24 protein-coding genes are annotated in these 23447 nt (G+C 66.3%); 12 read left to right on the top strand and 12 right to left on the bottom strand.

The genetic code is table 11. The features are described 5' to 3' along the window. Positions 1 to 46 precede the first annotated feature (46 nt). Positions 47 to 1123: a hypothetical protein gene (locus G6N18_RS02915; RefSeq protein ID WP_083000531.1), complete on the top strand. Its 1077-nt coding sequence runs from the start codon at positions 47 to 49 to the stop codon at positions 1121 to 1123. Between the two features lie 18 nt (positions 1124 to 1141). Beyond that, a complete protein-coding gene (locus G6N18_RS02910) occupies positions 1142 to 1924 on the top strand; it encodes an SDR family NAD(P)-dependent oxidoreductase (RefSeq protein WP_083000533.1) in 783 nt (260 codons plus the stop codon). A gap of 138 nt (positions 1925 to 2062) precedes the next feature. Here the strand turns inward: G6N18_RS02910 and G6N18_RS02905 are convergent, their stop codons facing one another. From G6N18_RS02905 to G6N18_RS02885, 5 genes are read right to left on the bottom strand one after another with little or no spacing between them, the layout of a single operon-like run. Further along, positions 2063 to 2875 (bottom strand): SDR family NAD(P)-dependent oxidoreductase, encoded by an 813-nt coding sequence (locus G6N18_RS02905; protein ID WP_083000535.1) that lies wholly within the window; start codon positions 2873 to 2875, stop codon positions 2063 to 2065. A gap of 34 nt (positions 2876 to 2909) precedes the next feature. Beyond that, positions 2910 to 3917, bottom strand: a complete 1008-nt coding sequence (locus G6N18_RS02900) for a zinc-dependent alcohol dehydrogenase (RefSeq protein ID WP_083000537.1) — start codon at positions 3915 to 3917, stop codon at positions 2910 to 2912. Between the two features lie 13 nt (positions 3918 to 3930). Further along, positions 3931 to 4677, bottom strand: coding sequence for an SDR family NAD(P)-dependent oxidoreductase (locus G6N18_RS02895; RefSeq protein WP_083000539.1), 747 nt, complete (start codon positions 4675 to 4677; stop codon positions 3931 to 3933). Further along, positions 4674 to 5918 (bottom strand): MBL fold metallo-hydrolase, encoded by a 1245-nt coding sequence (locus tag G6N18_RS02890; RefSeq protein WP_083000810.1) that lies wholly within the window; start codon positions 5916 to 5918, stop codon positions 4674 to 4676. The genes G6N18_RS02895 and G6N18_RS02890 overlap by 4 nt, the downstream gene beginning before the upstream one ends. Positions 5919 to 5920: 2 nt before the next feature. Further along, entirely contained in the window at positions 5921 to 7174 is a 1254-nt protein-coding gene (locus G6N18_RS02885; protein ID WP_083000541.1) for a sulfotransferase family protein, read from the bottom strand. Between the two features lie 59 nt (positions 7175 to 7233). On the opposite strand from G6N18_RS02885, the gene G6N18_RS02880 reads away from it, so the two are divergent. Then, entirely contained in the window at positions 7234 to 8148 is a 915-nt protein-coding gene (locus G6N18_RS02880) for a helix-turn-helix domain-containing protein (protein WP_083000543.1), read from the top strand. Here the strand turns inward: G6N18_RS02880 and G6N18_RS02875 are convergent. Then, positions 8145 to 8423 (bottom strand): ferredoxin, encoded by a 279-nt coding sequence (locus G6N18_RS02875; protein ID WP_083000545.1) that lies wholly within the window; start codon positions 8421 to 8423, stop codon positions 8145 to 8147. The two genes, G6N18_RS02880 and G6N18_RS02875, sit on opposite strands and share 4 nt — an antisense overlap. 7 nt (positions 8424 to 8430) lie before the next feature. Next, positions 8431 to 9561 (bottom strand): 3-ketosteroid-9-alpha-monooxygenase, oxygenase component, encoded by a 1131-nt coding sequence (locus G6N18_RS02870; protein WP_083000547.1) that lies wholly within the window; start codon positions 9559 to 9561, stop codon positions 8431 to 8433. Positions 9562 to 9660: 99 nt separating this feature from the next. Here G6N18_RS02870 and G6N18_RS02865 point away from each other — a divergent pair, with 99 nt between their 5' ends. Beyond that, positions 9661 to 11367 carry a 3-ketosteroid-delta-1-dehydrogenase gene (locus tag G6N18_RS02865; protein WP_083000549.1) on the top strand — a complete coding sequence of 569 codons (1707 nt, stop codon included), beginning with the start codon at positions 9661 to 9663 and terminating at the stop codon, positions 11365 to 11367. Here the strand turns inward: G6N18_RS02865 and G6N18_RS02860 are convergent, their stop codons facing one another. Then, positions 11368 to 12033 (bottom strand): PadR family transcriptional regulator, encoded by a 666-nt coding sequence (locus G6N18_RS02860; RefSeq protein WP_067222965.1) that lies wholly within the window; start codon positions 12031 to 12033, stop codon positions 11368 to 11370. A 98-nt stretch (positions 12034 to 12131) separates the two neighbouring features. Here G6N18_RS02860 and G6N18_RS02855 point away from each other — a divergent pair, with 98 nt between their 5' ends. The 4 genes from G6N18_RS02855 (at position 12132) to G6N18_RS02840 (ending at position 14826) form a co-directional block, all read left to right on the top strand. After that, positions 12132 to 12752, top strand: coding sequence for a PaaI family thioesterase (locus G6N18_RS02855; RefSeq protein ID WP_083000550.1), 621 nt, complete (start codon positions 12132 to 12134; stop codon positions 12750 to 12752). A gap of 60 nt (positions 12753 to 12812) precedes the next feature. Continuing rightward, positions 12813 to 13334: a DUF6328 family protein gene (locus tag G6N18_RS02850; RefSeq protein ID WP_083000552.1), complete on the top strand. Its 522-nt coding sequence runs from the start codon at positions 12813 to 12815 to the stop codon at positions 13332 to 13334. Positions 13335 to 13356: 22 nt separating this feature from the next. Then, a complete protein-coding gene (locus G6N18_RS02845; RefSeq protein WP_067222956.1) occupies positions 13357 to 14286 on the top strand; it encodes a DoxX family protein in 930 nt (309 codons plus the stop codon). 63 nt (positions 14287 to 14349) lie between these two features. Continuing rightward, on the top strand, positions 14350 to 14826 hold the full coding sequence (locus tag G6N18_RS02840) for an RDD family protein (protein WP_083000812.1): 477 nt from the start codon (positions 14350 to 14352) through the stop codon (positions 14824 to 14826). 15 nt (positions 14827 to 14841) lie between these two features. Here the strand turns inward: G6N18_RS02840 and G6N18_RS02835 are convergent, their stop codons facing one another. After that, on the bottom strand, positions 14842 to 16293 hold the full coding sequence (locus tag G6N18_RS02835) for a GntP family permease (RefSeq protein ID WP_083000554.1): 1452 nt from the start codon (positions 16291 to 16293) through the stop codon (positions 14842 to 14844). Beyond that, positions 16290 to 16805, bottom strand: coding sequence for a gluconokinase (locus G6N18_RS02830; protein ID WP_083000556.1), 516 nt, complete (start codon positions 16803 to 16805; stop codon positions 16290 to 16292). Before G6N18_RS02830 ends, G6N18_RS02835 begins: the two co-directional genes overlap by 4 nt. Before the next feature lie 125 nt (positions 16806 to 16930). Between G6N18_RS02830 and G6N18_RS02825 the strand changes: the two genes are divergently transcribed. The 3 genes from G6N18_RS02825 to G6N18_RS02815 all read left to right on the top strand — a co-directional run bounded on the left by G6N18_RS02825 (position 16931) and on the right by G6N18_RS02815 (position 19077). Then, a complete protein-coding gene (locus G6N18_RS02825; protein ID WP_109749385.1) occupies positions 16931 to 17644 on the top strand; it encodes a FadR/GntR family transcriptional regulator in 714 nt (237 codons plus the stop codon). A 106-nt stretch (positions 17645 to 17750) separates the two neighbouring features. Next, entirely contained in the window at positions 17751 to 18635 is an 885-nt protein-coding gene (locus tag G6N18_RS02820; RefSeq protein ID WP_067222943.1) for an SCO6745 family protein, read from the top strand. A gap of 115 nt (positions 18636 to 18750) precedes the next feature. Continuing rightward, entirely contained in the window at positions 18751 to 19077 is a 327-nt protein-coding gene (locus tag G6N18_RS02815) for a YnfA family protein (RefSeq protein WP_059162743.1), read from the top strand. A gap of 112 nt (positions 19078 to 19189) precedes the next feature. On the opposite strand, the gene G6N18_RS02810 is transcribed toward G6N18_RS02815, so the two are convergent. Next, entirely contained in the window at positions 19190 to 21145 is a 1956-nt protein-coding gene (locus G6N18_RS02810) for a DUF7064 domain-containing protein (protein ID WP_083000560.1), read from the bottom strand. A 35-nt stretch (positions 21146 to 21180) separates the two neighbouring features. Further along, positions 21181 to 22689, bottom strand: a complete 1509-nt coding sequence (locus G6N18_RS02805; protein WP_067222936.1) for a carboxylesterase/lipase family protein — start codon at positions 22687 to 22689, stop codon at positions 21181 to 21183. A 71-nt stretch (positions 22690 to 22760) separates the two neighbouring features. Here G6N18_RS02805 and G6N18_RS02800 point away from each other — a divergent pair, with 71 nt between their 5' ends. Continuing rightward, positions 22761 to 23444 carry a hypothetical protein gene (locus G6N18_RS02800; RefSeq protein ID WP_067222933.1) on the top strand — a complete coding sequence of 228 codons (684 nt, stop codon included), beginning with the start codon at positions 22761 to 22763 and terminating at the stop codon, positions 23442 to 23444. The last annotated feature ends 3 nt before the right edge of the window (positions 23445 to 23447 follow it).

The following is a 23447-nucleotide window of genomic DNA, read 5'->3' as shown; positions in this document are numbered from 1 at the left end:
GGACAGGTGGCGAACCGAATGTCCGCGACCGCACCACAATCGAGCCATGCTTACCGAACAGCAGCGCATGGAGCTTTCCGACGTTCTGCGGCCCGCCTCGCCGCCGCGTGAGATCGACAACGTCTACACCGACGATCAGCGCGAGCGTCTACTCGACGTGGTTCGCACCCAGGGTCCGTGGCGGCTGATCATCGCTCAGCACTTCGCCTCGGCGGAGGAACTGATGGCCACGATGAGCGGCATGTTCCCCGAGGGCTTCGAACCCTCACTCGACTTGTTCCTGACGCCGACATTCCGAGGCTACCTGGCGAATTACGGCACCGTGCTCTACCCCGAATTGCACGACTGCTTCTACAACCAGCGGTTCGTGGACTACGCGAAGAGCTACTGGAACGCCGAGTACGCCAAGCCGGAGATGATGTTGTTCAACATCAACGGGCCGTGCGCCAACCGCGATCCCGGCCACCTCGACTCCCCCAGCTTCCGCGGTGTGCGCCACGAGAACGCTCCGACATGGCTCACCAGCGTGATGGGCAAGTCCGGGCTGTTCCAGGACTACCTGATCAAGATGGCTCAGGTCATCACATGGTTCTCGCACGACGAGAGCAGCGGCTTCACCTACTGGCCGGACGGCCCGCTCAAGCCACCGCAGCGCCTTCTGCCGCCGGTCTACAACCGCGGTGTGCTGGTGCAGAACGAGATGATGGTGCACCGCGGTGAGGCCAACGGCCCGCTCGGGCAGCAGGTGCCTGCGGGGCTGGCGTTCGACACGGTGTTCACCGGCGACCCCACCGATCGCGACCACTGGCTGCTGAAGAACGGCGAGGACGTCATCGCCCGTCACCACACCGACGAACTGCGATTCCTGGTGCACTGGTCGGCCGAGGTGTTCACCGACTTCGACGAACTGAAGAAGAACATGGACGGCAGCGACGACCTGACGGTCGCCAAGGCCATCGACATGCTCGTCGACGACGCCGGCAAGAAGGGCGTCAAGCTGAACGTTCCCAGCGAGCCGCTGCACGATCCGGAGTTCATTGGAGCGCTCAATGCGGTCTACGACCTCGGCGGGCCATCGCAATACCCTGACGAAGCCCCGATCTCTGCGTTCCAACTCGCCTGAGTAGAAAGGCCTTTGAGCATGGAGCGCTTCAACGATCGGCGGATCATCGTGACCGGTGCCGGTTCGGGCATCGGCGCGGCGACGGTCGCCCGATTGCTCGAGGAGGGTGGAACGGTCGTCGGCTGTGACGTCTCACCGGACGGCCTGGCGGCGACGACCTCTGCGGCCGACGACGCCGGCATCGGTAAACGGTTGACCACTGCGGTTCTAGACGTCTCGGACGAGGCTGCGGTGGCGGAGGCCGTCGATGCCGCGGTCACCGAACTGGGTGGGCTCGATGTGCTGGTGAACGCCGCGGCCATCCAGCGCTGCGCCCACACTCATGAGCACACGCTTCAGGACTGGAACGCCACGCTGGCCGTCAACCTCACCGGCACCTTCCTGATGACTCGGCGCGCCCTTCCCGCATTGCTTGATTCCGGTCGCGGCGTGGTGGTCAACTTCACCTCCACCGCAGCGTCGTTCGCGCACCCCTACATGGCCGCGTATGCGGCGAGCAAGGGCGGGGTGCTGGCGTTCACGCACTCCCTGGCTCTGGAGTATTCCAAGCAGGGCCTGCGTGCGGTCAACATCCAACCCGGTGGGGTGGCAACGGCTTTGGCGAACTCGACACTGGACAAAATGCCCGACGGCTACGACCTGGGGCTATGGGCGAAGCAGACGCCGCTGCTGCACGGCCGCGAGAACGAGATCTTGGGTGACCCGAGTGCGGTGGCGTCGGTGATCGCCATGGTCGCGTCCGACGATGGCGCCTTCATCACCGGTACCGAGATCCGCATCGATGGCGGCGCGCACGCCTAGCGCTCAGCGCACCACCACGTCGCTCGTCGGCCAGCCAAACTCACCAGTCTCATAGCGCCACGTTTTCCAGCAGAAGTCCGAGTAGACGTCTGCAAAACGTGGATCGGTGTGACAACTCCGCCTTAGGCGGCCAATCGCTCAGCGCACCACCACGTCGCTGGGCACCCGCGGTGAGCCCAGCATCTCCCGGTGCGACGGTGGTTGCCGGCCATCGTCATCGGTGATGTCGTAGCGCTGCGCGAGTTCGGCACCGATCAGGGTGTGACCGCTGAACGCGTCGAGCTCGGGATCGCGGTACAGCGCGTCGATCACACGCCCGGTGAACTCGGGCGTTTCGGCGTGTTCGGCCATGGCGGCCAAGGCATCCGGCTTGCCGTCGAACGCGCCACGCATCTTCTCGGTCAGCAGGATGCCCATCCAGATCGACGCGGTGCTCACCCGCGTGCCCCGGAAGTCGACCGCCATATCGGCCGCCATCTTGTCGATGCCGGCCTTCTGCGCGCCGTACGCCGGGCCGTGCATGTAGCAGACGGACCCGGGCGAGGACGTGAACGCGATCAGCCCGCGCGGTCGATTCAGCATCAGCGGCGCGGCGTAGTACGACGCGACATACGCCGAACGTAACCCGACATCGAGGATGTCGACGAGTTCAACGTCCTTCTCCCAGAACGGCTTCGGATCGGTCAGCGCGTCGTGAACCGCGGCGGCGTTGTTGACCAGCAGGTCAAGACCGCCGCACTCGTCGGCCACCCGCGCGAACAGCGCAGCGGTCGCAGCGTCGTCGCGGTGGTCGACCTGTACCGCGATCGCTCCGTCGCCGGCATCGGTCACGGTCCGACCCGTCGTATAGACCCGCCAGCCTCGCGCGAGCAGTGCCCGGGCGATACCCCGACCGGCCCCGCGGCTCGCACCCGTCACGACAGCGATCGGTGCGTCGACGTTTTTGGTCATCAGACGAGACTACGGCGCGATGTGCCCCGTCTCGCTAGAAGGTGACGACGACCTTGTCGGTCGCCCCAGGGGTGGAGGCGGCCTGTAGCGCCGCACCGACGTCCTCGAACGAGAAGGTGTGGCTGACGATCGTCTTGTATTTCTCCCAGTTCGCCACGATGTCGCCTGTCACGTCGAAGATCTCGGTCGGATAGCCCATGGAACCGACGATGGTCAGCTCGTTGCCCATGACGTTCATGAGATCGACGCTGACCGGCTCCTTGTGCACGGCGACTATGCCCAGTTTGGCGCCGGTCTTGGCGGCGGCCAAAGCCGTGTCGATGACCGCGGGAACACCGGCCGCATCGAGGTAGATGTCGGTGCCCGCCTTGTCCGGCCAGATCGATTCACCAGCACCATGCAAAGCGAGGAGCCGCTGGACGACGTCCTCGTCGGCGGAGTTGATCACTGCGTCGGCGCCGACGGCGAGCGCCTTGTCCAGGCGCGCCGCCAGGATATCGACGACGACCACATGGTCGACCCCTTGCGACTTCAATCCGATTGTGGCGCCGAGCCCGATCGGTCCCGCACCGAACACGACGACCCTGTCGGCGGGCCCCGGCGTCACCTGATTTATGGCGTGGCGGGCCACCGCCATCGGCTCGTTGAGGGCGGCCACCTCGAACGGGATGTGGTCGGGCACGACCTCGAGGCTCTTGCCGCGCACGGCGTTCTCGACAAGAAGGTACTCCGCGAGCGCGCCCGCCGGACCTCCGTTGCCGATGATGCCACCGGGCGCCGCCATCGGGTTGACGACGACGTGGTCGCCGACGGTGATTTCCGTGACGGCGGCGCCGACGTCGATGACCACGCCGGCGGGTTCGTGACCGAGCGGCATGCTGCCCTGACGCGGCGGCAACCCGCCCGCGGCAATGTAGAACAGATCGGAACCACAGATGCCGCAGGCCCGCATCTCGACCAGGACGTCGTCGGGTCCGGCCGCCGGCGTGGGCGCCTCGACGACATTTGTTTCGCCGGGTCCCGTGACGATTGAAGCCTTCATCTGCTGCCGCCTCCTATACCACGCTGTAGCCGCCGTCAATCACCATCGCCGATCCTGTGCAGTACGAAGCGCTTTCGCTGCACAGGAACAGGATCGGGCCGGCGATCTCGGCCGGCTCTGCGAACCTGCCGAACGGAATATGGTCGAGTTGTTGTTGTTTGACTTCGGGGGCGTAATCCATCGCGGCCGTCATCCGGGTGGCGACGACGCCGGGCACGACTGCGTTGACTCGGATGCCGTCGCCCGCCCATCGCACCGCGAGGTTGCGCGTCAGGGACAGCACACTCGCCTTCGCCGAGCCATATCCGGGCACGATCGGTACGGCGCGGATTGCCGCCATCGACGCGAGCATGACGACGCTCGCCCCTCCGACCGCCCGCGACTTCTTCAGAGCATCGTGGCACGCGGTGGTCAGCCGGAACGGAGCCAGCAGGTTCAGGTCGACCGACGCCGCATACCCGTCAACAGTCGCTTCGTCCAGTCCGCCGGGAAAAGTGCCGCCCGCGTTGTTGATCAGGATGTCCAACTCGGCGATCGACGCGGCCAGCGCGCCGACGCCCTCGGCATCGGTCATTGCCAGCTGGCGGTACGACATGCCGTCGAGGTCCACGTCGTAGTCCTCGGGCCCCTGCTTCGTACCGGTGACCGTCACCTGCGCGCCGCTGTCTCGCAGCAATGCCGCTGTGGCGTGGCCGATTCCGCTGGTGCCGCCGGTGACCAGAGCGGTGCTTCCGGTGAAATCGAACCGCAGCCCGTTCATGCGGACAGCTCGGCGATCTGCTTGCGGAGCCAGGCAGCCTCCCAGAAGTTGGTACTCGCCTTCAGCAACCGTTCGTGGGCGGCGATCAACACCCTTTTGGCCGCGTTGTCTGGCTGGGTCTGGTTGACGATCTCGGCGAGACGAATCGCTCGTAGGGGATCTTCGGCCGCGAGCAGCGCCTGCGCCCGACGCACGATCGCCTCCGCGCCTGCCAGCTCGACCAGGTCGGACGAGATGGACGCCGGCGCAGAGGGATACAACTCCGTGGTGGAGCGGTGATGGAACCAACCGGCGTAGCTCTCCCACACGGCGCGCACGTTCCAGCGCACCATCCCGTAGCCCTCGCCCACTTCCAACTCCGGCGGCAACGTGATCTCCCGCATCAGTGTGTGTACGTCCTTGCCGGCGTTCATGCCCGCGACGGTCTGATCATGGATGTAGGCCACCGCGTCCCGCAATCTGGTGAGCTCGGCGCGGATGCGCTCTCGGCCGTTGATGGGTCCGAAGTGGCCGGTGAGGAGTACCTCGGCATCGAGGCCGCGAACCTTCTCGATCGATTCGATCACGGTCAACGCGTCTCGATAACGGTCACCCCGCATCGTCACGAGATTCGGGATATGGCCGAATAGCGCACCGAAGACGTTGCCGCACAGGCACACCCGTTCCTCGGGCAGCCAGATCACGAGGCTGTCGGTCGTTTCCCCTCCCGGGGTGGCGTACAGCTCGAGGTGGCGCCCGCCAAGGGTGATTTGGAGCTCGTCATCCACGACGATCGTGGGAGTGGGAACGCTCTGCGGGGCCGGTGCGGTACCTGTGCGTGCGGTGGCGTTGGCGATCGCGCTCGCAACGGTGTCGGCGAACGCGAAGGCGGAGTTCGCCACCCTGAAGGGCGCCAACAGCTCGTTGTCGCGTCGCCATGTCTCCCAGTTGGCCTGGGCGACAACATCGGTGCCAGGCTCGATGAAGACGTCCGTACCACCGACGTGGTCGTAATGGCCCTGGGTGAGGATGACGTACCGAATTGGGGATGTGTCGACCGCGTCGTAGTTCGCACGGTGGACCGGGCCCTCGAACCCCATACCGGTGTTGACGACGATGCGGCCGTCGGGGGTCGCCAGCAGGTAGGAGTTGGACAGGCCGGGCGACATCCACACGCCTGCAGACACCTCCTGCGCCGCGGGTGCGTCGGCACCGGCGATCGCATCGGCGCCGGGACGGGTGCGATAGATCGGTTCGTAGATAGTCACGCCTCCTCCTTCACATCGAACCGCTCGAAGTAGAAGTCGAAGCGAGAACGGATTTCGTCAGGCGAGCGGTCGAAGTCTCGTCTCAGGTCATAGCGCATACGGCCATGTTTGCCGCGCGGATTTTCATCGAGATAGCGCTGCAGCGCCGCCCTGGCCCCGGGGGGCAGGTCCTCACCGTTGAGGTCATAGAGTCGCTCAAGGATTCTCATCTCGTTGCCGCCCAGTTCGTGGAACCGGATGTCGACGCTGCGGTCGTCCCCGATGACTTCGCGGTCTCGCACGCAGGCGCGAAGCAGCCGCTCGATGCGGTCGACCCAGTAGTCGACAAGGCCTCCCGGATCGATGTCCGTGCGGCGCATGCGGTCCCCGTAGGCCAGCATCGTCACCGCCGACTGGATGACGGCCACCGGATCACGATGGGTGAACGCGACCGTCGCATCGGGGAAGGTGCGGATCAGTGGCCCGAGCTGTTCGGCGTGCTGCGGCGATTTGAGTACCCATCGGCGCGGGCCACGCAGGAACGTCAGCGCCTTGAGGACCGTACGCAGAAACGCATAGTGCTCGTCCTGGTCCAGCCCGAGATAGTAGTCGCGCCAGCGCGGCACCCGGGCGTGCCATTCCAGCACATAGCTCGCGAAATCGAGATCCAGGAGTTCGATCTCCTCCTCGATGGCTTCGGGAAAGCGATCGTGCATCGTCTCCATCAACGGCGTCATGGCTTTTGACGTCTCGTACTCGGCCGCGCATCGGGCATACCTCGGATCCATCCCATCCACGCCAGGCCCCTCGCCGCGCAGGGGAAACGGCTCCTGGCTCTCCCAATACGGCAACGCGCGACGCCGCGAGTCGGCGGCGATCAGGTTGACCAGATGGGTGGTTCCCGACCGCGGTAACCCAACGACGATGATCGGCTGCTCTATCTGGATCTCGTGGATCTCTGGATATCGCCGTAGCAGATCGACGAGTAGCAGGCGCGCGCTCAACAGCCGCACTATCCGGTTCCGCAGGATCAGCCGGTTGAGGTTGGTGTTGCCGGAGTCGGAATCGACAGCCGCGGCGTACATGTCGAGCCGCGACCGGAATCCGAGGGGCCCGAAATCGCTCATGCCGGTGCGCTCGACCGCGTCAGCGATGAGGGCGTCGGGGTCGAGCTCTATGCGCAAGCCGGCGACATGATCGAGCACCTGACGCTGAGTGGCGGTGAGACGAGGTGAGACAAGGTCGTCGATGATCACATCGGTCCCCGCCATGAGCGTGCCTCCCGCCCTGAACTCGCTGGTGTCGAATATTCGTTGTATTGTCCGAAAATATGACGTTAAAGCTAGGCGGGTCCGAACCACAGGGTCAAGACCCTTCGCCGCCGACCAGCCGGGTAATCGCCGTCGTCGAGTTGCTGGCCGAGCACGGCGGCACCGGGCTGTCGCTGGCCGATATCTGCCGTGAGCTGCGGATCAGCCGATCGACGTGTCACGCGATCTTGCTCACGATGTGCGCCAGGAGATGGGCATTGCGTGACCCGCTGAGCGGGAGGTACTCGGTGGGACCGGCCCTCGCGGCGCTGTCGCGCCTGCCCGCATCACTGCCGCAGACGCTGCGCGAACCGCTACACCGCCTCTGTGTGTCGATCGACATGCCGGTGTGCATATCCGAGGTCAATGCCGAATCGATTCTCGTCGTTGATTCGGTCGCGCCCGGTGGTGCGCGCCCGTCCGTGGCTTCCGGCCTGCGTCTGCCGTTCGTCGCTCCCTTCGGCCGAGAATTCGTGGCGTGGGCGGCCGCCGACGAACGGAAAGCATGGGTGGACCGCGCGGGCCCCGTCAACGATGTGTTCCGTGCTCGAATTTCGAAGGTGCTCAAAGAGATCCGTCGACGTGGCTACGGCATCGAACGACTGAGCGATCCCCTGTTACGGGTGTACACCGCGATGCAGGCGCTGGACACGGGTAGCGCACCGGACGCCGTCTCGACGCGGCTGGCGGGCGCGGTCGCCGATCTGACGGTCGTGGACTTGCTGCCCGACGAACTAGACGACGCAGCTCAATACCCGCTGGCGACGATCTCAGCACCCATCTTCGACACCACCGACGCCGTCGTCATGTCGGTATCGGCTCAGCCATATCGACGGCTCGGCGCGGGCGCGGTCCGCGACATCGGGGCGCAGGTCCTCGCCTTCGCGGAAGCTGTCCGACCGCTGGTTTCGCAGCACGCCGGCAGCACACGCTAGTCGACGATTTCGTCGAGTATCGGGACTGAACCGCGGCGCGCTGCGTTCTCGATCGACTCGCGAAGCGCCGCGCAGGCCAGGACCAGGCCACACCCGTGATGCTTGAGCGCCTCGGCCTCGCGCAGTTCCGGGCAGCTGGCCATCGCGTCGGCGTCCCACTGGACGCTGGTCTGCTCCCAGCTGCTCTTGCGAACCAGTACGCGAGCACCGCAGTTGCGGCAATCGACAGGAACCAGCGGTGAGTCCTGCAAACGGTTGTCGGTGCGAGTACCCATATGAGTCTTACCCGTTGGCCGCCTGTGCGATGTTCGCTTCGACCTCCTGCTGCCACGCTTCGCGTGGGCGGGTGACGTCGATCTCGTATTCGAACCGGTCCACCATGTCCGGTGCCACGTGGGCGACATCGACGTAGAACTGCTCATACCAGCGGCGCAGCTGATATACCGGCCCGTCCTCCTCGCACAGCAGCGGGTTGTCGATGCGCGCCTTGTTCTTCCAGATCTGCACATCCTGCTCGAATCCGACCTTGACCCAGTCACCGAGCGCGATCGCGGCCTGCATCGCCGCGTCCTCGGGAAGGTTGGCCGACTTCTTGACGATGATGCCGTACTGCAGGACAAACGAATTGGCGTCGATCGGGTAATGGCAGTTGATCAGGATCGTGTTCTGGTCGTCCGTCTCGAAGTGGTAGGTGAGGTCGTCGATCATGAATGAGGGGCCGTAGTACGACGCCACCGAGGTCGTGCCGAGCAGTCGCGGCTGGCCCTCCGGATCCGGGATGTCCCCGCGGGAACCGCTGTTCATGTACTGCGTCGCAAGGTGCCCTTCGAAGATGTTCTTGAAGTGCGTCGGCATCGAGCCGTGGATGTAGAAGAAGTGCGCCATGTCGACGACGTTGTCGATGATCTCGCGGCAGTTCGTGTTGACCACCGTGGTGTACCAGTGCCAGTCGGTCCACTCGTCGCTCGTGGCGCCCTCGATGCGCGGAATGGTCACGTCAGCGGGCGGCGGACTGCCCTCGGGGTCGTTCCAGACGAACAACATCCCGTCCTGCTCGAGCGTCGTCCACGTCGCGGTGCGCGCCAGGCGCGGTGTGCGCTTGCTGTAGGGGACCCGCTTGCACCGGCCGTCACCGCCCCACCGCCAGTCATGGAAGGGACATGCGATCTCGTTGCCCTTGACCGTTCCCTGACTGAGGTCGCCGCCCATATGCCGGCAGTAGGCGTCGAGGACGTTGATCTTTCCGTCGCCGCTGCGGAACACCACCAACTTCTGACCGAACGCGCTCACCGAATGCGGTTGGCCGTCACCGAAATCACGGATGAGCCCCAGGCAATGCCAACCCCTGGCGAACCGGGTTGGCGCCGCCCCAGCTTCGATCTGTCGGACCTCGACATCGGACTCTAACGTCATTGGACCTTTGTACTCCCGTACGCCAGGGCGCAACACCGAGCGTTCCGCTCATCAGGACGCCTGGTGCCCTCGGGCGCCGAGACGGCCTAGCTTCAGGTCGTGACCACTGCGCCGCACCCCGCCATCCCCTCGAGCGTGACCGTTGAGGACAGCACCGTCGACCTTCTGGTGGTGGGATCCGGTACGGGGATGGCAGCCGCGCTGGCGGCCCACGAGCAGGGCCTGAGCGTCCTGATCGTCGAGAAGTCCGATTACGTCGGCGGTTCGACTGCACGCTCCGGTGGGGCGCTGTGGTTTCCCGCCAGCCGGGTGCTCGAAGAGAGCGGTGGCGGCGACACCGCGCAGCGGGCTCAGACGTATCTCGATGCGGTGGTCGATGGCACCGCACCGGCACAGCGATCCGCGGCATTTCTCGCCCACGTCGATGCGACCGTGGAGCTGCTGCGGCGGACCACGCGGATGCGGCTGTTCTGGGCGAGGGACTACTCGGACTATCACCCCGAGGCGCCCGGCGGTTCCGCGGCGGGCCGGACATGCGAGTGCCGCCCGCTGGACACCGCCTTGCTCGGCGAGTACCGCTCGCGACTGCGTCCCGGTGTCATGGAAGTGAAGATCCCGATGCCGACGACGGGCGCCGACTACCGCTGGCTCAACCTGATGTCGCGGGTGCCCCGAAAAGGTTTGCCGCTGGTGGTGAAACGACTCGGCCAAGGCGTCGGCGGTCTGCTGTTGGGCCGTCGATACGCCGCGGGTGGTCAAGCCCTGGCGGCCGGACTGTTCGCCGGTGTGCTCGAGGCCGGCATCCCGATCTGGACCGCAACGTCGTTGCGGCGCCTCACCACCGATGACGACGGCCGCGTGACGGGTGCGGTCCTCGACCACCGAGGCCATACGATCACCGCCGTCGCCCGCCGCGGCGTCGTGCTCGCGGCCGGCGGCTTCGACCACAGCATGGACATGCGTTGGAAGTTCCAGTCGGAATCGCTCGGCGAACATGCAAGCCTCGGCGCGGAGACCAACACCGGCGACGCGATCCGCGTCGGCCAAGACGTCGGCGCCGCAATCGTTCTCATGGACCAGTCGTGGTGGTTCCCGGCGGTCGCTGCACTGCCCGGCGGTGCGCCCAAGGTGATGCTGGCCGAACGGTCACTGCCCGGATCGCTGATCGTCGACCAGACGGGTAGCCGGTTCGTCAACGAAGCGACGGATTACATGTCGTTCGGCCAACGGGTGCTGGAACGTGAACGCGCGGGCAACCCGGTCGAATCCATGTGGATCGTGTTCGACCAGAAGTATCGCAACAGTTATGTCTTCGCCGCCGACCTGTACCCACGGATGGCCATTCCCGCGGCGTGGTACGACGCCGGCATCGCGCACCGCGCCGGCAATCTAGCCGACCTCGGCCGCAAGATCGGCGTATCGGAATCACAGTTCGTCGCGACCATGCAGCGGTTCAACGAAATGGCCTATGCCGGACAGGATTCCGACTTCGGACGCGGCCGCAGCGCCTACGACCGCTACTACGGCGATCTGACAGTGACGCCGAATCCGAACCTCCGTGCGCTCGTCCGCGGCCCCTACTACGCCGTGAAGATGGTACTCAGTGACCTGGGCACCTGCGGCGGCCTGCGCGCCGATGAGCGGGCCCGGGTGCTACGCGAGGACGGCACCGCAATCGACGGGCTGTATGCGATCGGGAACACCGCCGCCAACGCGTTCGGGGCCACCTACCCCGGCGCCGGCGCGACGATTGCGCAAGGCTTGGTGTACGGCTACATCGCGGCTCACGACGCGGCCGCGGGATAGTCAGTCGTCGGCTTCGGCCTTCTTCTCGATCTCGTACCAGTACTCGGGTGCCGGCCACGGAACCTTCGTCCGGCCGCCTTCCCCCGCCTTGGGGAACGAAGCTTGAGCCTCGTCAAGCTCTTTGATCATCTTCAACGCCAGTTCGCGCTCATTGGCGTAGTACCGCTCGGCCCACTGCAGCGCCACCCGGGCGTATGCCCAGGACGGATCCGCGCCGGCCCATCGCGCGTCCTTGGCGGCGTTGCGGTGCATCTCGTCGGCATACGCCACGTGTTCCTGCAGCACCTCCTTGAGCCGTTCGGGCGTCGTCAGATGTCCCAACGTCACCCGCAGCAGCGGCGCGTGCTTGAGGTTCGGTGGATCCACCGGCGCTTCATTCGCCCAACGCGTGACCGCATCGAGACCCGCTTCGGTGATCTTGTACAACCGGCGGTTTCGCGCACCCGTGTCGTCCGAGCGCGAGGTCACCAGACCGAGTTTCTCCAACTTCTTGAGCTCGGTGTAGATCTGGCTGTAGGCGGGGCTTCCGTAGTAGAAGCGCATGCTCCAGTCGATCCACTTGCGGATGTCGTAGCCCGAGAGTTCGTACTCGTAGGACAGCATGCCCAGCAGCGCAAAACTGGTCGCCGCCAGGTTCGGCTTGGCGCCAGACGCGTCGTCGGTCATTTGCCCAGCCTAACAACGGCAGGTCAGATAGGTCGTCGCCTCACCACTGGCCGGGACGTGGTGTTGCGACCCGCCGCCGAATTCCGCACGCTGAGGCGGTGACGACTTCTGAGCTCGAGCAGCTGCGGTCGGTCTACGAGCCGCTGGCACAGTCGGTACGCCGACTCATCGACGTCAGCATCCGCTCCCAAGCGGATGAGTCGTCGGTGAAGTCCGTGATTGACAAGATCGACGGCGCGACAGCGGAACTCGAGACCGCCGCGCTGCGCGAGGGCTCGTTCGGCCTGGAGCACACCGGAGACGGACAGCTCATGGCATGGGGCAACGTCGTGATGGGAGTGCGCAACCCCGTCGCTCCCCCGCTGGTCGTGCACCACGAACCCGACGGATCCGCGTGGGCGGAGTTCGTGCTCGGCGCGGCATTCGAAGGCCCGGCCGGACACGTGCACGGCGGGGTGTGCGCGATGCTGCTCGATCATGTTCTCGGCGCCACCGCGCACCAACCTGGAATGCCCGCGGTCACCGGCACGTTGACGCTGCGCTATCGTCGCGGCACCCGACTGGGACTACCGCTGCGCGCCGAGGCGCACGTCGAGCGCGTCGATGGTGTCAAGACTTTCGCGATCGGACACATCGCCGACGACGAGGGCGTCACCGTCGAGGCCGAGGGCATCTTCATTCACCCGAGGACAAACAATCGTGACGACGGAAACCGCTAGACCCGACCGGAAAACCGCTATTCGACGGGCCGTCCGCCGCGCAGGCTGCCAGAATCAGCTGTGGACATCGAACACCCGGAAGCGCACAAGCGTGGGGACGACGGCCGCAACGAGACGGAAACCCAACGGTTGGACCGCAATTGGGCGAGCCTTCTGCAGGAGTTGCGGGTCGCCCAGACCGGAGTCCAGCTGCTCACCGGCTTTCTGCTGATCTTGCCGTTCACCGACCGCTTCTACGAGCTCGACGTGGTCATGCAGAGGGTGTATCTGCTCACCGTGGCCTGCTCGATCGGGGCGACCATACTGCTGATCGCCCCCGTCAGCATGCACCGACTGTTGTTCCGCCGTCGCCGCATGGGAGCGTTGGTGTCCTCCGCGCACACCTACGCGCTCGTCGGCATGCTGCTGCTGGGCGTCGCCCTCGCCGGCGTGGCGACGATCATCTTCGACACCGTCGTCGGGCGGACCCCGGCCTGGATCGCCGGTGGCGTCTCTCTGCTCGCGCTCGCGCTGTTCTGGTACGCGCTGCCGATGCGCCGACGTGGCTCCGACGGCCACATCATATTGACGTTTGCGCTCTGATCCGCTTGGGAACTCCTGGGCCATGTTGATTCGACGTATCGCGCGCCCGATGCTGTCAGCAGCCTTCATCGCAAGAGGTGTCGAGGCATTACGTAGCCCGAAACCGGCGGCCGACGCCGCACGCCCGACCCTGGAGGGCTTGAGCAAGCTGCCCGATCCGGTCGGCACCAACGTGCCCGCTAACGCCGAGACGGTCGCCCGCGCCACTGCGGCCGTCCAGATCGGTGGCGGACTCCTCCTGGCCACCGGCAAACTGCCACGATTGGCTTCGGCGGCGCTCGCGCTCAGCGTGGTGCCGGGCAGCCTTGGCGGGCATACGTTCTGGAGCGAGACAGATCCGCAGCGCAAAGCCGACGAACGCCGCGCGTTCATCACCGACGTCAGCTTGATCGGCGGGCTGATCATCGCCGCGGTCGACACCGAAGGCAAACCCTCGCTCGGGTGGCGGGGTCGACGCGCGGCGCACAAGGTGTCCGAAGCGGTCACCGCGGCGCTGCCCGTCGGCGCGGCCGCCGGCGGCACACTCGCCGACAGCGCACTCGCGGACAAGGTCGGCCACGGTCTTCATGTCGGCGCCGAACGGGGCCGCGAGCTCGCCTCCGTCGCCCGCGAACGCGGTGCCGAACTCGCCGAGGTCGCGCGCGAACGCGGACCGGAGATCGCCGAAGTCGCACGCAAACGCGGAGCGGAACTGGCCGAGGTCGCGCGCGAACGCGGACCGGAAATTGCCGAGGTCGCACGCAAACGCGGAGCGGTCCTCGCCGACGTGGCGCGCGAGCGCGGCTCGGAGTTCGCGGATGTGGCTCGCGACCGCGCACCCGAACTGGCCGAGACCGCCCGCGGTCGTGCCGCGGAGCTCGCCGAGACCGCGCGCAAGCAAGCCGAGACCGCGCGCAAGCAGGCCGAGCAGGCGCGCAAAGAGGCCAAACGCCAACAGCGCAAGCTTCGCTGAGGCCTTCACCGGCGCGCACCAAAGCGGCCCTTACCGGTGCCGGTCACCGGTACATTGACCCAGGTGACTAGCGGAAACTTCGGGCCCGAGCCCGGCCAGTACGGCGGCTATTCGACGAGCGGGCAACCCGGTGGCCTGCTCCTACGCTGGCTCGCCCGGCTCATCGACGGGATCCTCGTCGGGATCGTGAGCTGGCTGCTCGCCTTCGCGACCGACAGCGCCTCCAACACCATGGTCACCGGGCTGTTCACCGGCGTCCTGATGTTCCTCTACTTCTTCGCCTTCGAGACCATCCAAGGCTGGACGCCGGGCAAGAAGATCCTCGGGCTCAGCGTCCGAGGCCCCGGAGGGGCGCCCAAGCCGACCGCCGCCCAATCGGCCATCCGCAATTCCTGGACGCTGCTTCCGGTCATCCCGTTTGTCGGAGGCCTGCTCGGGTTCATCGCGATCGTCGTCATCGCGGTCACGATCAGCGGCAGCCCGACCAAGCAGGGCAAGCACGACGAGCTCGCAGGCGGCACTCAGGTCGTCAAGCGCTGACAACGACTCGGGACGTCAGATGAGCAGCCCGAGTATCAGCACCAGTACCAGGCCGGTCACCGACAGCACGGTCTCCATGATCGACCAGGACTTGATGGTCTGCCCCACCGTCATGCCGAAGAACTCCTTGATCAGCCAGAAGCCCGCGTCGTTGACGTGTGAGAAGAACAGCGAACCCGCGCCTACGGCGAGCACCACCAACGACACCTCGCCGGTGCTCATGCCCTCGACCAGGCCGAGCATCAAAGAAGATGCGGTGATCGTGGCGACCGTCGCCGAACCCGTTGCCAATCGGATCAACACGGCCAGCACCCAAGCCAGCAGGATCACCGAGACGTTGGCGCCCTTGGCCCACTCGGCCAATTGGGTGCCGATACCGGTGTCGACCAGCACCTGCTTGAAGCCGCCACCCGCCGCGACGATGAGGATGATGCCTGCGACCGGCGGCAGCGACGATTCGATGCACTTGGTGATCTGAGCGCGGGTCATCGCGGCGCCCCGGCCGAGGGTGAAGATTCCGACGATGACCGCGATCAGCAGCGCCATCAGAGGGCGGCCCAGAATGTCGAAAGCCTGTCGCAGCACATTGCTCTCGTCGTCGATGAAGATGTCGGCGAGCGCCTTGCCCATCATCAGACCTACCGGCAGCAGTACTGAGAACAACGTGATACCGAATTTCGGCCGGATACGGGTCGCCGTCTGCGTCGCAACGCCGCCTTCGACCTGTGCGGTTTGCGCGCCGCCACCACCGCTGCCACCGATGTCGTCGGCCTCGAACCGGTCTGGAATGTCGATGACGACCCAGCGGCCTGCGAGCTTGCCGAATAGCGGCCCCGCGACGATGACGGTCGGAATCGCAACGGCCACACCCAAAGCCAGCGTAATGCCGAGGTCAGCGTCCAACAGGTCGATTGCGGTCAACGGGCCTGGATGCGGGGGCACCAACCCGTGCATCGCGGAAAGGCCCGCCAGCGCAGGTATCCCGATGGTTATCAGCGAGAGGCCGGACCGCTTGGCGACCAGATAGATGACCGGCATCAGCAGAACCACGCCAATCTCGAAGAACATCGGTAAGCCGATGATCGCGCCTACCAACGCCATCGCCCACGGAAGCGCCCTCGGGGAGGCGCGTCCCACGATCGTGTCGACGATCTCGTCGGCGCCTCCGGAGTCGGCGAGCAGCTTGGCGAACATCGCCCCCAGCGCGATCAGGATGCCGACGCCGGCAGCGGTGGTGCCGAAACCGTCGCCGAAGGAGTCGAGCACGTCACCGATGTTCACACCGGCGACCACACCGACGGCCAACGCGCCGAAGATCAACGCGAGGAAGGGATGGAGCTTCGCGACCGTGATGAGCACGACGATGAGCGCGATACCGACCAACGCCGCGGCGATCAGCTGCCACCCCGACGCGACGGGCTCAGGCAACTCGGTGTCGGCCGCCAGCACGGCGAGTGTCACGTTCATCGGTTCTCCTCGGTTCCGCGCGTATCAGTTGAGGCGATGTAACTTTCGATGATGGCATCGATGCTCTGGTCGACATCGATGTCCACGCCGCGCTCATCGGGTTCCAGTGGTTCGAGCGTGTCGAATTGCGAGGCCAGCAGTGAGGCGGGCATGAAGTGACCGGGTCGGCTGGCCTGACGCCTGCCGATGACCTCCGGTGTTCCAGCGAGATGCAGCATTTCGATGTCGGGACAGTGACGCCGTAGCTGATCGCGATACTTGCGCTTGAGCGCCGAACAGCTCATCACCCCGCCGGTGGCGCACCGCTCGGCCAGCCACTCACCGATCGCTTCCAGCCACGGATAGCGGTCGTCGTCGTTCAGCGGTTCACCGGCGGTCATCTTCGCGACGTTCGCCGGCGGATGGAAGTCGTCCGCGTCGGCGAACGGAACGCGCAGGCGCTGCGCCAGCGCAGCGCCGACGGTCGATTTCCCCGAGCCCGAGACGCCCATGACGACGATCGGTGAGGCCATTGATCCACCTACCTAGTTGTGTTTGGCGTCACACAGCTTGCCTTAAAAGGCATACTATTGCAATACCATCACACAAAGATATGTCTTTAAGCATGCGGGAAAAGCTATGAAAAGATGTATACGTGATGCCTGAACCAATCGTCGGCGCGTTGCACGGCGGTCTACTCACTGCGCTGGGGACGGCGATCGTCTCGGGTGAGTACCCCGCCGGTGCGGTGCTGACCCTCGACGGCGTGAGCGCGCGGCACGGGCTGTCGCGCAGCGTCGCGCGCGAGGTGATCCGCGTGCTCGAGTCGATGGGCATGGTGGAATCGCGGCGCAGGGTCGGCATCACGATTCAGCCCGCCGACAAGTGGAACGTATTCGACCCCCGGCTGATTCGGTGGCGGTTGGATGCCGGTGACCGCGCCGCCCAACTGGTTTCGCTTTCAGAGCTGCGCCGCGGCTTCGAACCCGCCGCTGCGGCGTTGGCCGCGCGCAGGGCCGATCCAGATCAGTGCCGCGCCATGGCAGCCGCCGTTTCGGACATGGTGGTGCACGGGCGGGCCGGTGACCTCGACGCCTATCTGGAGGCCGACAAGCTGTTCCATCGCACTTTGCTGGATGCCAGCGGAAACGAGATGTTCCGTGCACTGGACGGCGTGGTCGCCGAGGTGCTCACCGGACGAACGCATCATGGCATGATGCCCGAGACACCGAACCCGGCCGCCATCGATCTGCATGACGAGGTCGCACGAGCGATCAGGATGCGCGACGAAGTAGCCGCCGAGAAGGCGATGCGGGCAATCATCGACGAGGCGAGTTCGGCTGTATCTGAGGAGTTTTCAGAGCCGAGCTAGACCGCGAGCCGCATGTTGGCGCCGTCTTCAGGAGTCGTTCCCGGTGTTCGAGTTTTGTGCGCGGTCCCCGGCAACCCGTCCGGGAGGCTCATGGTTAACTTCCGACGTGGACAGGCAACCAACACTGGCGCGCCGATTCTTCGAGCGACTCGAACCCGTGCACGCCATCACCTATTTCGCTCCCGAGGCTCGCTCAGCGCTCGACGGCCTTGGCTACAAGAGCTTCTGGATGGGCTACTTCGCGGCCCGGTCGGCACCGTTAGGGGTGGTGCCCGCCGAAGTGGTGACGGCCGCGTTCTACAACTTCGCGCCGCACCGCGTCGCCAAAGCCTTGCCCGCGGCATGGGATGTCGCTGCGCCGGCCGACGCGCTGCGCGCTCGGCTGGAATCCGCGGTAGCGGCGCTGAAGCGGTACGGCGTGGGCGACGGCGACGACGTGACCGTCGCGGCGGATCTGGCGGCCGAGGTTGCCCGCAACGCCTCGGTGGACGGTCGCCCCTTGTTCGCCGCCAATGCGGCGCTGCCGTGGCCGGACGAGCCGTTGGCCAAGCTGTGGCACGCGACCACCCTGCTGCGGGAACAGCGCGGCGACGGCCACGTCGCGGTGCTCCTCGCCCATGGGATATCGGGGCGCGAGAGCAATGTCCTGCACGCCGCGGCTGGCCGGGTGCCAAGGGAGATGATCATGCGCAGCCGCGACTACGACGACGAGCAGTGGCGGTTCTACGAGGACCGGCTTGCGAGCCGCGGGCTCCTCCGCGGCGGCGGCCTCACCGACGCCGGTCGGGACCTCAAGCAGCGGATCGAAGACTGCACCGACACACTTGCTCTGCCCGCACTCGACGCCTTGGACGATGACGAGGTCGAGGCGCTGTTTCGCGCCTTGACCCCGATCACCCGCAAGGTGATCGCGGGCGGCGACCTGCCCGTCGCGACGCCGATGGGTCTCAGCCGCGACGACCTCGACGACGACAGCGCCCACCTCGCGTAGTCGTCGCGGGGTACCTCTGCCCCGCCCCCTCTGCGTCGCGAGCGTGCGTGTTTGCACACGACACGCCGCGCTCTGACGACATTTTGCGCACTATCACGGCACGCTGAGTGTCGTGATAGTGCTCAAATCGGTAGTGCTGTTCGCCCTCGCCGCAGTGCTCGAGATCGGCGGAGCATGGCTGGTGTGGCAAGGCGTGCGCGAGCACCGCGGCTGGTGGTGGATCGGCGCGGGTGTGATGGCGCTCGGCGCTTACGGTTTCGTCGCCGCGTTTCAACCCGACGCCCACTTCGGCCGCGTGTTGGCGGCCTACGGCGGGGTCTTCATCGCCGGTTCGCTCGCCTGGGGCATGGTCGCCGACGGCTTCCGGCCCGACCGATGGGACGTTGCGGGTGCACTGATCTGCCTCGTCGGCGTGGGCATGATCATGTACGCGCCGCGGTAACGCACGCTCGTCGCCTCGCGAGCGTGCACGAAGCGCTGGATTTTCGCGGCGTGTCGTGTGCAAACACGCACGCTCGCGCAATGAAAGTGGGCTCGCGCGGGAGCTGGCATGCCTACGGTTGGTTGCGGTTCCACTCCAGCCAGCCCACGCCCGTACGGCCGTCGGCCGTCGTCACCGTGGCCCATGCGCGCGGGAAGTGGCTGATGCGGCCGTCGGGCGAAGTCAGCAGAACGGGTGCGTGGCCGCGGACCTCCACCGTCGCGGTGACGTCACCGGGAGCGAGAGTGAGCGTTGTCTGCAGCGGTAAACCGTTGTCGCCGAACGTCTCTCGCGCCGTGACGGTTTGCAGTTCAACCAACGGCTCGTCGGGCGCTTGCACATAGCCGATTCCGATCGGCGGCGCGCCGGGAATGCGGATGTCGACGCCGTGCAGATGGGTGCCGTCGTCGAGGTGCAACGCGCTCCACACCCAGTCCATCGCCCACCAGTCGCGGACCCCCCAAGAATGGTCGCGCTGCCCGGGCACGTCGGTGAACGTGAACTCGCGGCCGTCGACCCGAACGGCGCCAGACACCGTGCACGGGATCTCGTAGCGCGGGGTCATCCGGTACAGATACGGTGTGCCCGCGGTCGTCCACTCCAATTCCATCGACACCTCGACCGGTCTGCCCGGCTCGTCACGCAGCAGTGCGGCCGGATCGTCGTACGCCTGACCGCGTCCGCGCATGGTGACGCGGTAGGTCTTCAGCGGTTCGGTGGCCGTGAGTACCAGTTCGATGGCGCCGGTGTCCTCGAAGTCGAGCAGCGCGTAGGTCGGGATACCGGGACCGCACACCAATCCGTTGACCCACGACGTCTTCAGGTTCGGGTACAGCCCGAGCCGCACCCATCCCCCAACCTCCTGTTGCGGGTCGACGAAGTCGTAGTACCAACTTTCGTTCCATAGCGGCTCATCCCCGGCGGGATGTTCGCCTTCATCGTCTACCGATGGGCAAAGCGGTTCTGGGACAACCGGTTCGGGCAACACGCTGAGCGCGTTGACGTCGAGAACGTGCTCGCAGTGGCGCGTCAGCATGGTCATGAACATCTCGTCGCCGCGGTCGGTCCGCTCGACCAGCATCGAGGAGATGATCGCCATCATCACCCCGAAGAAACTCTGCCTGCGCACGCCGTCGCGGACGTCGTCGAGGCTGATCGGCGCGTCCGGTCCGAGCGCCCGGTGGTAGGCGCCGAGCAGCGCGTCGTAGTGCTCGCGACGCACCTCGACGGGTAGCGCGCAACCCAAGAAGTAGGCGACGTCCGTCATCGCTGGACCCCATGTGACGGTCTGCCAGTCCACGACGGTGAGCGGTCGGTCGGCGCCGGGTTGACCGAACAGCATGTTGTCGAGGCGGTAGTCGCCGTGCACGAGTCCTCTGACGCGGTCGGCCGCAGCCTCCGCGCCCAGATACCCGTCGAAGCTGCCGACCAACCGTTCGCACACCAGGCGGTGCTCGGGCGTGATCTTGTCGGCGTAGCGCTCGGCGAACCCGGCGTACAGCCCAGAGATCAGCGCCTGGTCGACCGGTGCGTCACGGTTGAGCCAGTCGGCGCTGGCCGCCGCCGCGTCGCCCAGCAGCGGGCCGTGCAACCGGCCGAGTTCGGCCAGCGCCAGCATGGCCTGTTCGGCTGATGCGCCGCGGATTTCGTCGCCGACGATCGCGGGCCCCGCGTCGCCGAGCAAGAGATGGAACGCGCCGGTGTCGGCGTTGAAGGCGGACGAGAAGCAGGGTGCGACCGGTCCGCCGATGCGTGGCGCGATGTCGGTGTAGAACCGCACCTCGCGTTCGTAGAGGCCGAGGGCCAACCCGGTCTGCCTGCTGACCGGGTCGCTGGCGGCGACCTTGAGCACAACCGACGCCGGCCCGTCGTCGCCGTCCGTATACGTCAGCGCGACGCGGTAGCACTCGCTCATCTGGCCCGTGCCGATGCGCTCGTAGGAGAACTCCGCAACCGGTGCGCCAAGCGACGATGTCAGCCAGTCGGCGGTCAAGTCTGCGGGTCGCTCGACGACGTCGGTCGTGGGCACTGGTCACCTCCGTGTGACATGGGCCGGGTGGCCTCTTATCGCGCGGCCAGCGAGAAGCCTTCCCACGCCTCCCTGCGAGCGGCATGGGGGTCGTACTCAATGCGTGGACGCTGATCAAACACTCGCACAGCACGGTCGGCGGTGGTGTAGGCGGGCCAGTCGGCACCGGGTACACCCGTGCGGGCGAACTCGCGCCAACGGTGCTGCACGTCATTGCTGACGCGCAGCGCGGTGCGGCGATCGCCGACCGCGGTGAGCAGTCGACCGAACTTCGTGCGGTACACGTCGAAGACGGCCAGCAGTTCGGTGGCGTGCGTGGCACCCAGCCCCGACCAACGCAACGGGCGCGGCGCGTAGTCGTAGCGGTACAGGTAGGTCGGGGCATGGCGGCTGTGCGCCTCGGCGATCTGCCACGCGGCCGAGCCGAACGCGAAGTCGCTGCCGAATTGGATGCAGGCGGTCTGATCCGGATACCCCGGATACGCCGCCGTGATCCGTTCGCGCTCTTCGGGTTCGGTTTCGGCGAGCAGCCGCTCGATCATCGGCTCCGACATCGGCAGCAGCTTGAGGAAGCGGCCGAACAGCCGCGCCTCCTCGGCGTTCGTTCCGACGATGAGCGGCACCCGGTGCGCCTTGCCGCTGCGCATCGCCTCGATCGGATCCAGCGGCAGATAGTCGGTTCCACTGGTGGGCCCCGCGGCGAAGGCGCCGAGCATCTCGCGCTGCCCCTGTTTGACGAGCCGTTCGAACGCGTTCACCAGGGCGGCCGGGCGGGCCGCCATCACCGTGTCGGCGCCGTCGTGCTCCCCCGCCCCGAGCAGCGCCGCGAACCTCGTCGCGTACTGGGCCGCCACCTCCGGGGTGCGGACCATTCCCGCCGCCGGACTCTCCGAAATCGCCTGGGCGAACAGACCTTTGGCCGCGGGTACGGCGAGCAATGTCGCCACGGCATGCGCACCGGCGCTCTCACCGAAGATCGTCACCTTGTCGGGGTCGCCGCCGAACACCGCGATGTTGTCGCGGACCCAGGTCAGCGCCATCACCAGGTCGCGCAGGTACAGGTTGTCGTCGAACGTGACGTCCTTGTTCGACAACGACGACAGGTCCAGGCACCCGAGCGCACCCAACCGGTAGTTGACCGAGACATAGACACAACCATTGCGTGCCAACGCCGCACCGTCGTAGATCGGCGTGGCCGAACTGCCCATGAAGTAACCGCCACCGTGGATGAAGACCATCACCGGCAGCGCCGACTCCGATCGCTTCTTCGGGCTCACCACGTTGAGCGTCAGGCAGTCCTCGCTCATCGGCTGGTACTTGCCGGGCGCCAGCATCGTGTACATGCGTTGCTGCGGCGCGCAGTTGCCGTAGCCGTGGCAGTACCGCACACCGCGCCATGGCTGCACCGGTTGGGGCGCGCGCAGTCGCAGCGGACCCACCGGTGGGCGGGCATAGGGAATGGCTCGCCACCGGTTCACCCCGTCGCGGGTGAAACCCTCGACCGTGCCGGAGGAGATCGTTGCGCGGACGGTGTGTTCGTGCATCACCCGACGGTAGCAATCGTCTTCCGCCGCGCCTGGTCATGGATTGCGTGTCGGACCGTTAGCCTGGCCGTATGCGAATGGCTGTGCTGATCGCGTGTGTGCTGGTAGCAGGATGTTCCTCGACAACCGGCGGGCAGGCCGAACGAATCGAGCCGATTCCGCCGGACCCCTCGGCGAGTTCGCCCTCTGCCACCACGACCACGCCGAGCACCACCAAACCCGTCGCCCCGCCCGCACCGGGCGCGCCGCTCAACGCCGTGATCGCCTGGATCGAGGCGGGCGAGCCCGCTGATGACGCGCGCTACCACACGGCCACCCGCGACGGCCAGACCACACAGCTCGGCGACGACGTCGCGTTCACGACGCCGTCCGGCAAGACCAGCTGCATGACCGACGCCGACTACAGCGACGGCGCCCTGGCCTGTCTGGTGGACCTGCTCGACCCGCCGCCGCGCCCGGCGAACGCCTACGGCGAGTGGAAAGGCGGCTGGGTCGACTACGACGGCAGCAACCTGACAGTCGGGTCCGTGCACGGCGATCCCGGCCGGTTCACCGTCGGTGACGGTCCCGAGCTGCCGTACGGCCAGACCTTGGCGTTCGGCGACTACCGCTGCCGCGCCGATTCCGTCGGGCTGTTCTGCGTCAATTACGCGAACCGGTCGGCGGTGAAGTTCAGCGACGCCGGCATCGAACCGTTCGGGTGCCTGCAGCCGGTCACCGCGCCGCCGCAGACGGGCGAGAAGTTCAGCTGCTGACCC

The sequence above is a fragment of the Mycolicibacterium celeriflavum genome (assembly GCF_010731795.1).
GTDB lineage: Bacteria > Actinomycetota > Actinomycetes > Mycobacteriales > Mycobacteriaceae > Mycobacterium > Mycobacterium celeriflavum.
Note: the sequence above shows the minus strand (reverse complement) of the source record. Positions and strands in the feature narration are given on the sequence as shown.